Origin of the sequence: Streptococcus sp. 714 (genome assembly GCF_013277115.1) — a bacterium.
Classification (GTDB): domain Bacteria; phylum Bacillota; class Bacilli; order Lactobacillales; family Streptococcaceae; genus Streptococcus.
On sequence record NZ_VMMH01000007.1, the window covers coordinates 73328 to 81721 of the forward strand.

7 protein-coding genes are annotated in these 8394 nt (G+C 43.5%); 4 read left to right on the forward strand and 3 right to left on the reverse strand.

All coding sequences use genetic code 11. The annotated features are described in order from the left end of the window. Positions 1–32 precede the first annotated feature (32 nt). Genes HT718_RS02745 through hslO form a run of 3 tightly spaced genes read right to left on the reverse strand, consistent with a single transcriptional unit; the run spans position 33 to position 2425 of the window. Positions 33–584: a cysteine hydrolase family protein gene (locus HT718_RS02745; RefSeq protein WP_173267123.1), complete on the reverse strand. Its 552-nt coding sequence runs from the start codon at positions 582–584 to the stop codon at positions 33–35. A 1-nt stretch (position 585) separates the two neighbouring features. Further along, complete coding sequence (dusB, locus tag HT718_RS02750; RefSeq protein WP_000183308.1) at positions 586–1566, reverse strand: tRNA dihydrouridine synthase DusB; 981 nt, start codon at positions 1564–1566, stop codon at positions 586–588. Beyond that, a complete protein-coding gene (gene hslO / locus HT718_RS02755; RefSeq protein ID WP_049532976.1) occupies positions 1553–2425 on the reverse strand; it encodes an Hsp33 family molecular chaperone HslO in 873 nt (290 codons plus the stop codon). The genes dusB and hslO overlap by 14 nt, the downstream gene beginning before the upstream one ends. A gap of 164 nt (positions 2426–2589) precedes the next feature. Here hslO and HT718_RS02760 point away from each other — a divergent pair, with 164 nt between their 5' ends. From HT718_RS02760 to HT718_RS02775, 4 genes are all read left to right on the forward strand, one after another. After that, a complete protein-coding gene (locus tag HT718_RS02760) occupies positions 2590–4017 on the forward strand; it encodes a helix-turn-helix domain-containing protein (protein WP_049532977.1) in 1428 nt (475 codons plus the stop codon). Between the two features lie 159 nt (positions 4018–4176). Continuing rightward, positions 4177–5685 (forward strand): glycerol kinase GlpK, encoded by a 1509-nt coding sequence (gene glpK, locus HT718_RS02765; protein ID WP_000076797.1) that lies wholly within the window; start codon positions 4177–4179, stop codon positions 5683–5685. 41 nt (positions 5686–5726) lie between these two features. Next, positions 5727–7553 carry a type 1 glycerol-3-phosphate oxidase gene (gene glpO / locus HT718_RS02770; protein ID WP_049532978.1) on the forward strand — a complete coding sequence of 609 codons (1827 nt, stop codon included), beginning with the start codon at positions 5727–5729 and terminating at the stop codon, positions 7551–7553. Between the two features lie 66 nt (positions 7554–7619). Further along, a complete protein-coding gene (locus HT718_RS02775) occupies positions 7620–8324 on the forward strand; it encodes an MIP/aquaporin family protein (RefSeq protein WP_000980822.1) in 705 nt (234 codons plus the stop codon). Positions 8325–8394 lie beyond the last annotated feature (70 nt).

Here is an 8394-nt window from a genome sequence, read left to right on the forward strand (position 1 = left end):
TCCGTCAGCTCAATAAGAGTTGACGGATTATTTTATACTTGTACTTGGGTTAAAGATTCTTCTGTAGTAAGAATTTGAGCAAACTCATCTTGTAGAGAAAGGAGATTAATTTCATGGATAGTATCAGGAGAGATGACTTGACCGTTTTTGTTAGCTAGGGTAAAACTGGCAGTAGCATCTGCTAGTAAAGTGACTTCAAAACCAAGATTTGCTGCCATTCGTGTCGTAGTAGATACACAATGAGGCAGAGTCAGACCAGCAAGGACTAAATGACAAATCTGATTTTTTCGTAAATATGTTTCAAGATTTGTTCCAATAAAGGCGCTATTAACCGTTTTTTGAAAGACAGGTTCGGAAGCAACTGGTTCAAATCCACTTTTAAATTCTTGATTTTGTTTGTTATGAAATTGCGACTGGGGATTGTCAGATATGTGTTGAATGTGTAAGACTGGAAGACCGTGTTTACGAAAGTATCCCAGTATCCTCAATGCTTGGTGTTCAGCTTGAGGGTTGTTTCGTTCTCCCCAAATAGGTCTATCAAATGCTTTTTGCATATCGATAATCACTAGAGCAGTATGAACCATTTTAAGCCTTATCTAACTGCAAGAGAGCCTCAATCTCTGCTAGGGTACTAGCTTGTGAAATGGCTCCACGTAGTTTGGCTGCGCCAGATGTTCCACGGAGGTAGTGAGGAGCGAGGCCACGGAATTCACGAACTGCGACATTTTCCCCTTTGAGGTTAATCAAGCGTTTCAAGTGTTCGTAGGCGATTTTCATCTTATCTTCAAAGGTCAAATCAGGGAGGATTTCTCCTGTTTCAAAGTAGTGGTTGATTTGGTTGAAGAGGTAGGGATTTCCCATGGCAGCGCGGCCAATCATGACTGCGTCAGCACCGACTTCTTCGATACGTTGTTTGGCTTCTTGGACCGTACGGATGTCACCGTTGGCGATGAATGGAATCTTGGTCAAAGCTTGAGCGACCTTGTGAAGGGTCTCGAGGTCTGCATGACCTGTATACATTTGTTCACGGGTACGGCCATGCATAGCAAGGGCAGAAACACCTGCAGCTTCAGCGGCCAGGGCATTTTCTACTGCCAGAGACGGGTCAGCCCAGCCTGTACGCATTTTGACAGTAAGGGGGATATCAAGGACAGATTGGACCTTATTGATGATAGAGTAAATCTTATCTGGATCCTTGAGCCACATAGCGCCAGCTTCGTTCTTCACGATTTTGTTAACTGGGCAGCCCATGTTGATATCCACGATATCGGTTTTGGTGTTTTCTTGGATGAATTCTGCTGCGCGTGCTAGGCTGTCTTCATCGCTACCAAAAAGTTGGATAGAGACTGGGTTTTCGCCTTCATCGATATGAAGCATGTGTAGGGTTTTTTCGTTGTTGTATTGGATTCCCTTGTCAGAGACCATTTCCATGACAACGAGTCCAGCTCCGAGCTCTTTTGCGATGGTACGAAAGGCTGAGTTGGTCACACCAGCCATAGGTGCTAAAACGGTACGATTGGGAATCTCAACATTGCCAATCATAAAGGGTGTATTAAGATTTGTCACGAATGAGTTCCTCCAGGTCGTTTTCATCAAAGTTGTAAGTTGTTTGGCAGAATTGACAAGTGATTTCAGCCCCGTGGTCTTCCTCTTTCATTTCCTGCAAGTCTGAGTTTGGAAGGCTGGCAAGAGCGTTCATAAAGCGTTCATGACTACAGTCACATTGGAAACGGATTTCTTCTTCAGATAGACGCTTGTAGGCTTCGTCACCGTAGATTGCCTTGAGAAGGGATTCGATATGGTCTTCACTTTCGAGAAGCGTTGAGATAGCTGGCATTTCTTGGATGCGTTTTTCAAAGCGGGCAATCTCTTCTTCCTTGGCTCCTGGCAAGACTTGAACTAGGAAACCACCTGCAACCTTGACCTTGTCTTCTTCGTCTAAAAGGACATTGAGACCGACTGCTGAAGGAGTCTGTTGGCTTTCAGTCAGGTAAAAGGCCAGGTCTTCACCGATTTCTCCAGAGATGAGGGGAGTCATAGAGTTGTAAGGATTTCCAATGCCGTAGTCTGTGATGACGAGGAATTGGCCGTTTCCAACAAAAGGTCCGACTAGGACTTCACCAGTTGCAGTCTTTTTGATGTCGACACCAGGATTTTGAACGTATCCTTTGACATTCCCCTTGGTATCAGCGACGGTGATGATGGCACCTAGGGAGCTAGATCCCAGCACCTTAACTGTTAGTTTGGTATTTCCTTTTTCATTGGCTGCGAGAATCTGGCTAGCGATAAGAGTTCGACCAAGCGCTACAGTTGAGCTAGCTTGGGTTTGGTGTTTTTCTTGAGCAGTGCGGACGGTTTCTGTGCTATCAAGGACAAAAGCACGAAAGGCTCCGCTTTCTGATATAGTTTTAATAATTTTATCCATAGCTACTATTTTAGCATAAAAATGCCCAAAGGGGGAGCCGTGTGTTTGCTGATTTTCAGGATAATGGACTGGGAATTTAGCAGGGAAATAAAAAGAGAAACAGATTATTTCAGCATTTGTAAGATTTATGCTATGCTTAAGGTAGAACATGAAAGGGGTAACAAATGTATTTAGGAGACTTGATGGAAAAGGCTGAATCTGGCCAATTTTCAATCCTTTCCTTTCTATTACAAGAGTCTCAGACGACCGTCAAGGCTGTAATGGAGGAAACAGGATTTTCAAAAGCAACCCTAACCAAATATGTCACCCTGCTCAATGACAAGACTTTGGACAGTGGTTTAGAGATGAACATCTCCTTAGAAGATGAAAATCTGCGTCTGTCAATCGGTGCGGCTACCAAGGGGAGAGAGATTCGGAGCCTGTTTTTGGAGAACGCTGTTAAATACCATATTCTTGTTTATCTTCTCTATCACCAACAGTTTTTAGCCCATCAGCTGGCTCAAGAATTGATGATTAGTGAAGCTACGCTTGGTCGCCACTTGGCTAGTTTAAATCAGATTTTGTCAGAATTTGACTTATCCATCCAAAATGGCCGTTGGCGAGGTCCAGAGCATCAGATTCGTTACTTCTATTTCTGTCTTTTCCGCAAGGTTTGGTCCAGTCAGGAGTGGGAAGGCCACATGCAGAAGCCAGAGAGAAAGCAGGAGATTGCCAGTTTAGAGGAAATCTGCGGTGCAAGCTTGTCTTCGGGGCAGAAATTGGACCTGGTTCTCTGGGCTCACATCAGTCAACAACGTCTACGGGTCAATGCCTGTCAGTTCCAAGTCATAGAAGAGAAAATGCGAGGGTATTTTGACAATATTTTCTACCTTCGTTTGCTGAGAAAGGCTCCGTCCTTTTTTGCTGGTCAACACCTTCCTCTAGGAACTGAGGATGGGGAGATGATGATATTCTTCTCTTTCCTCCTATCTCATCGTATTCTTCCTCTTCATACAATGGAGTATATTCTTGGTTTTGGAGGGCAGTTGGCAGATTTGCTGACGCAATTGATACAAGAAATGAAGAAAGAGGAGCTGCTGGGTGATTATACAGAGGACCATGTCACCTATGAACTTAGTCAGCTTTGTGGTCAAGTTTATCTATACAAGGGCTATATTTTACAGGATCAGTACAGATACCAGACAGAGAATCGTCATCCTTATTTGTTGATGGAACATGATTTTAAGGAGACGGCGGCGGAGATTTTTCATGCCTTACCTGCCTTTCAGCAGGGGACGGATTTGGATAAGAAAATTCTCTGGGAATGGCTGCAGTTAATCGAATATATGGCTGAAAATGGTGGCCAGCATATGCGGATTGGTCTGGATTTGACATCTGGTTTTCTTGTCTTTTCAAGAATGGTAGCCATTTTGAAACGGTATTTGGAATACAATCGTTTCATTACTATTGAAGCTTATGACCGAACTCGGCATTATGATTTGCTGGTTACCAATAACCCGATTCATAAGAAGGAACAGACACCAGTCTATTATTTAAAAAACGACTTGGATATGGAAGATTTGGCAGCGATTCGTCAGTTATTATTCACTTAAAAGACTTGGTGCTTCCAGGTCTTTTTTGTGAAATTTACACAATCTCCTCACATTTTTTTAAAAATTAAAAAAAGTTGATAAACAAGAAAGCGCTTTATTTTGTATACTAGTTAGTGTAAAGAGGAGACATCCTCAAGATCATTATGAGGAGGACATCACATGTCACAAGAAAAATACATCATGGCTATTGACCAGGGAACAACAAGTTCTCGTGCCATTATCTTTAATAAAAAAGGAGAAAAAGTTAGTTCGAGTCAAAAAGAGTTCACTCAGATTTTCCCTCAGGCAGGTTGGGTTGAGCACAATGCCAATGAAATTTGGAACTCTGTTCAGTCAGTTATTGCGGGTGCTTTCATCGAAAGTGGTGTCAAGCCAAGTCAAATAGAAGCAATCGGGATTACTAACCAACGTGAAACAACTGTCGTCTGGGATAAGAAAACAGGACTTCCAATCTACAATGCCATCGTTTGGCAATCTCGTCAGACAGCACCTTTGGCTGAGCAACTAAAAAGCCAAGGCTATGTGGAAAAATTCCATGAAAAGACTGGTTTGATCATCGATGCTTATTTCTCTGCGACCAAGGTTCGTTGGATTTTGGACCATGTAGAAGGAGCCCAAGAGCGAGCTGAAAAAGGAGAATTGCTCTTTGGTACGATTGACACTTGGTTGGTTTGGAAATTGACTGACGGTGCGGCTCACGTGACGGACTACTCAAATGCAGCCCGTACCATGCTTTATAACATTAAAGAACTCAAATGGGATGATGAGATTTTAGAAATTCTCAACATTCCTAAGGCTATGCTTCCAGAAGTTCGTTCTAACTCTGAAATCTACGGTAAGACAGCTCCATTCCACTTCTATGGTGGAGAAGTTCCAATCTCAGGTATGGCTGGGGACCAACAAGCAGCCCTCTTTGGACAGTTGGCTTTTGAACCAGGTATGGTCAAGAATACTTATGGAACAGGTTCTTTCATCATCATGAATACTGGGGAAGAGATGCAGTTGTCTGAGAACAATCTTTTGACAACCATTGGTTACGGAATCAATGGCAAGGTTTACTATGCCTTGGAAGGTTCTATCTTCATCGCAGGAAGTGCCATTCAATGGCTTCGTGACGGACTTCGCATGGTTGAAAATTCACCAGAGTCTGAAAAATATGCTCGTGATTCTCACAATAACGACGAAGTTTATGTCGTTCCGGCCTTTACAGGTCTAGGTGCTCCATACTGGAACCAAAACGCTCGTGGTTCTGTCTTTGGCTTGACTCGTGGAACAAGCAAAGAAGACTTTATCAAGGCAACTCTTCAATCTATTGCTTATCAAGTGCGTGACATCATCGATACCATGCAAGTAGATGCTCAGACAGCTATCCAAGTCTTGAAGGTGGATGGTGGTGCAGCTATGAACAACTTCCTCATGCAGTTCCAAGCTGACATCTTGGGAATTGACATCGCACGCGCTAAAAACTTGGAAACAACTGCCCTAGGAGCAGCCTTCTTAGCAGGTTTGTCAGTGGGCTATTGGAAGGACTTGGATGAGTTGAAACTTTTGAACGAGACAGGAGAACTCTTTGAACCATCTATGAACGAATCTCGCAAGGAACAACTTTACAAGGGCTGGAAGAAGGCTGTGAAAGCGACTCAAGTCTTTGCGGAAGTAGATGACTAATACTGGAAGAATAAAGCGACTCAGTTAGAAAGTGTGTAAAAATGGAATTTTCAAAGAAAACACGTGAATTGTCAATTAAAAAAATGCAGGAACGTACCCTGGACCTCTTGATTATCGGTGGGGGGATCACAGGGGCTGGTGTAGCCTTGCAAGCGGCAGCTAGCGGTCTTGAGACTGGTTTGATTGAAATGCAGGACTTCGCAGAAGGAACATCTAGCCGTTCAACAAAATTGGTTCACGGAGGTCTTCGCTACCTCAAACAATTTGACGTAGAAGTAGTATCAGATACGGTTTCAGAACGTGCAGTGGTACAACAAATTGCACCACACATTCCAAAACCGGACCCAATGCTCTTGCCAGTTTACGATGAAGATGGAGCGACCTTTAGCCTCTTCCGTCTTAAAGTAGCTATGGACTTGTATGACCTTTTGGCAGGGGTTAATAACACGCCAGCTGCCAACAAGGTTTTGAGCAAGGAAGAAGTCTTGGAACGCCAGCCAAACTTGAAGAAAGAAGGTTTGGTAGGAGGTGGAGTTTATCTTGACTTCCGTAACAACGATGCGCGTCTCGTGATTGAAAACATCAAACGTGCCAACCAAGACGGTGCACTCATTGCTAACCACGTGAAGGCAGAAGGCTTCCTCTTTGACGAAAGTGGCAAGATTACAGGTGTTGTAGCTCGTGATTTGTTGACAGACCAAGTCTTTGAAATCAAGGCTCGTCTGGTTATCAATACAACAGGTCCTTGGAGTGATAAAGTACGTAATTTGTCTAATAAGGGAACACAGTTCTCACAAATGCGTCCAACTAAGGGAGTTCACTTGGTAGTGGATTCAAGTAAGATCAAGGTTTCACAGCCAGTTTACTTTGACACAGGTTTGGGTGACGGTCGTATGGTCTTTGTTCTCCCACGTGAAAACAAGACCTACTTTGGTACAACTGATACAGACTACACAGGTGATTTGGAACATCCAAAAGTAACTCAAGAAGATGTAGATTACCTACTTGGCATTGTCAACAACCGCTTCCCAGAAGCAAATATTACTGTTCAAGATATTGAAAGTAGCTGGGCAGGTCTTCGTCCATTGATCGCAGGCAATAGCGCTTCTGACTACAATGGAGGGAATAACGGAACTATTAGTGATGAAAGCTTTAACAACTTGATTGCGACTGTTGAATCTTATCTCTCTAAAGAAAAAACGCGTGAAGATGTTGAGTCTGCTGTCAGCAAGCTTGAAAGCAGTACCTCTGAGAAACATTTGGATCCATCTGCAGTTTCTCGTGGTTCGAGCTTAGATCGTGATGACAATGGCCTTTTGACCCTTGCTGGTGGTAAAATCACAGACTACCGTAAGATGGCTGAAGGAGCTATGGAGCGCGTGGTTGACATCCTCAAAGCAGAATTTGACCGCAGCTTTAAACTGATTAACTCTAAGACTTACCCTGTTTCAGGTGGAGAATTGAACCCAGCAAATGTGGATTCAGAAATCGAAGCCTTTGCGCAACTTGGAGTGTCACGTGGTTTGGATAGCAAGGAAGCTCACTACCTAGCAAATCTCTATGGTTCAAATGCACCGAAAGTCTTTGCTCTTGCTCATAGTTTGGAACAAGCGCCAGGACTTAGCTTGGCAGATACTTTATCACTTCACTATGCAATGCGCAATGAGCTAGCTCTTAGCCCAGTTGACTTCCTTCTTCGTCGTACCAACCATATGCTCTTTATGCGTGATAGCTTGGACAGCATTGTAGAGCCAGTTCTAGATGAAATGGGACGATTCTATGACTGGACAGAAGATGAAAAAGCAACTTACCGTACTGATGTCGAATCAGCTCTTGCTAACAACGATTTAGCAGAATTAAAAAATTAAGAAAAATAAAAGAGGTGGAGGTCAGGACTCCTAGTCTGCCCTCTTCTTTTTAACGGAGACAGAAAGATGATGAATGAATTATTTGGAGAATTTTTGGGGACCTTAATCCTCATTCTTCTAGGAAATGGTGTTGTTGCAGGTGTGGTTCTTCCTAAAACCAAGAGCAACAGTTCAGGTTGGATTGTGATTACTATGGGTTGGGGAATTGCAGTTGCGGTTGCAGTCTTTGTATCTGGCAAGCTCAGTCCAGCTCATTTAAACCCAGCTGTGACCATTGGTGTAGCCTTAAAAGGTGGTTTGCCTTGGGCTTCCGTTTTCCCTTACATCCTAGCTCAGTTCGCAGGGGCTATGCTCGGTCAGATTTTGGTTTGGTTGCAATTCAAACCGCATTATGAGGCAGAAGAAAATGCAGGAAATATCTTGGCAACCTTCAGTACTGGTCCAGCCATCAAGGATACTGTATCAAACTTGATTAGCGAAATCCTTGGAACATTTGTTTTGGTGTTGACAATCTTTGCTTTGGGTCTTTACGATTTTCAGGCAGGTATCGGAACCTTTGCAGTGGGCACTTTGATTGTTGGTATCGGTCTATCACTAGGTGGGACAACAGGTTATGCCTTGAACCCTGCGCGTGACCTTGGACCTCGTATCATGCACAGCATCTTGCCAATTCCAAACAAGGGAGACGGAGACTGGTCTTATGCTTGGATTCCAGTTGTAGGACCTGTTATTGGTGCAGCCTTGGCTGTGCTTGTATTCTCACTTTTCTAGTTTTACTCTTCGAAAATCTCTTCAAACTACGTCAGCGTCGCCTTACCGTATGTATGGTTACTGACTTCGT

What these genes read in the sequence shown, in the direction of transcription:
- HT718_RS02745 (WP_173267123.1), bottom strand. Translation starts at nt 584, where the DNA reads ATGGTTCATACTGCTCTAGTGATTATCGATATGCAAAAAGCATTTGAT.
- hslO (WP_049532976.1), bottom strand. Translation starts at nt 2,425, where the DNA reads ATGGATAAAATTATTAAAACTATATCAGAAAGCGGAGCCTTTCGTGCT.
- HT718_RS02760 (WP_049532977.1), top strand. Translation starts at nt 2,590, where the DNA reads ATGTATTTAGGAGACTTGATGGAAAAGGCTGAATCTGGCCAATTTTCA.
- glpK (WP_000076797.1), top strand. Translation starts at nt 4,177, where the DNA reads ATGTCACAAGAAAAATACATCATGGCTATTGACCAGGGAACAACAAGT.
- glpO (WP_049532978.1), top strand. Translation starts at nt 5,727, where the DNA reads ATGGAATTTTCAAAGAAAACACGTGAATTGTCAATTAAAAAAATGCAG.
- HT718_RS02775 (WP_000980822.1), top strand. Translation starts at nt 7,620, where the DNA reads ATGATGAATGAATTATTTGGAGAATTTTTGGGGACCTTAATCCTCATT.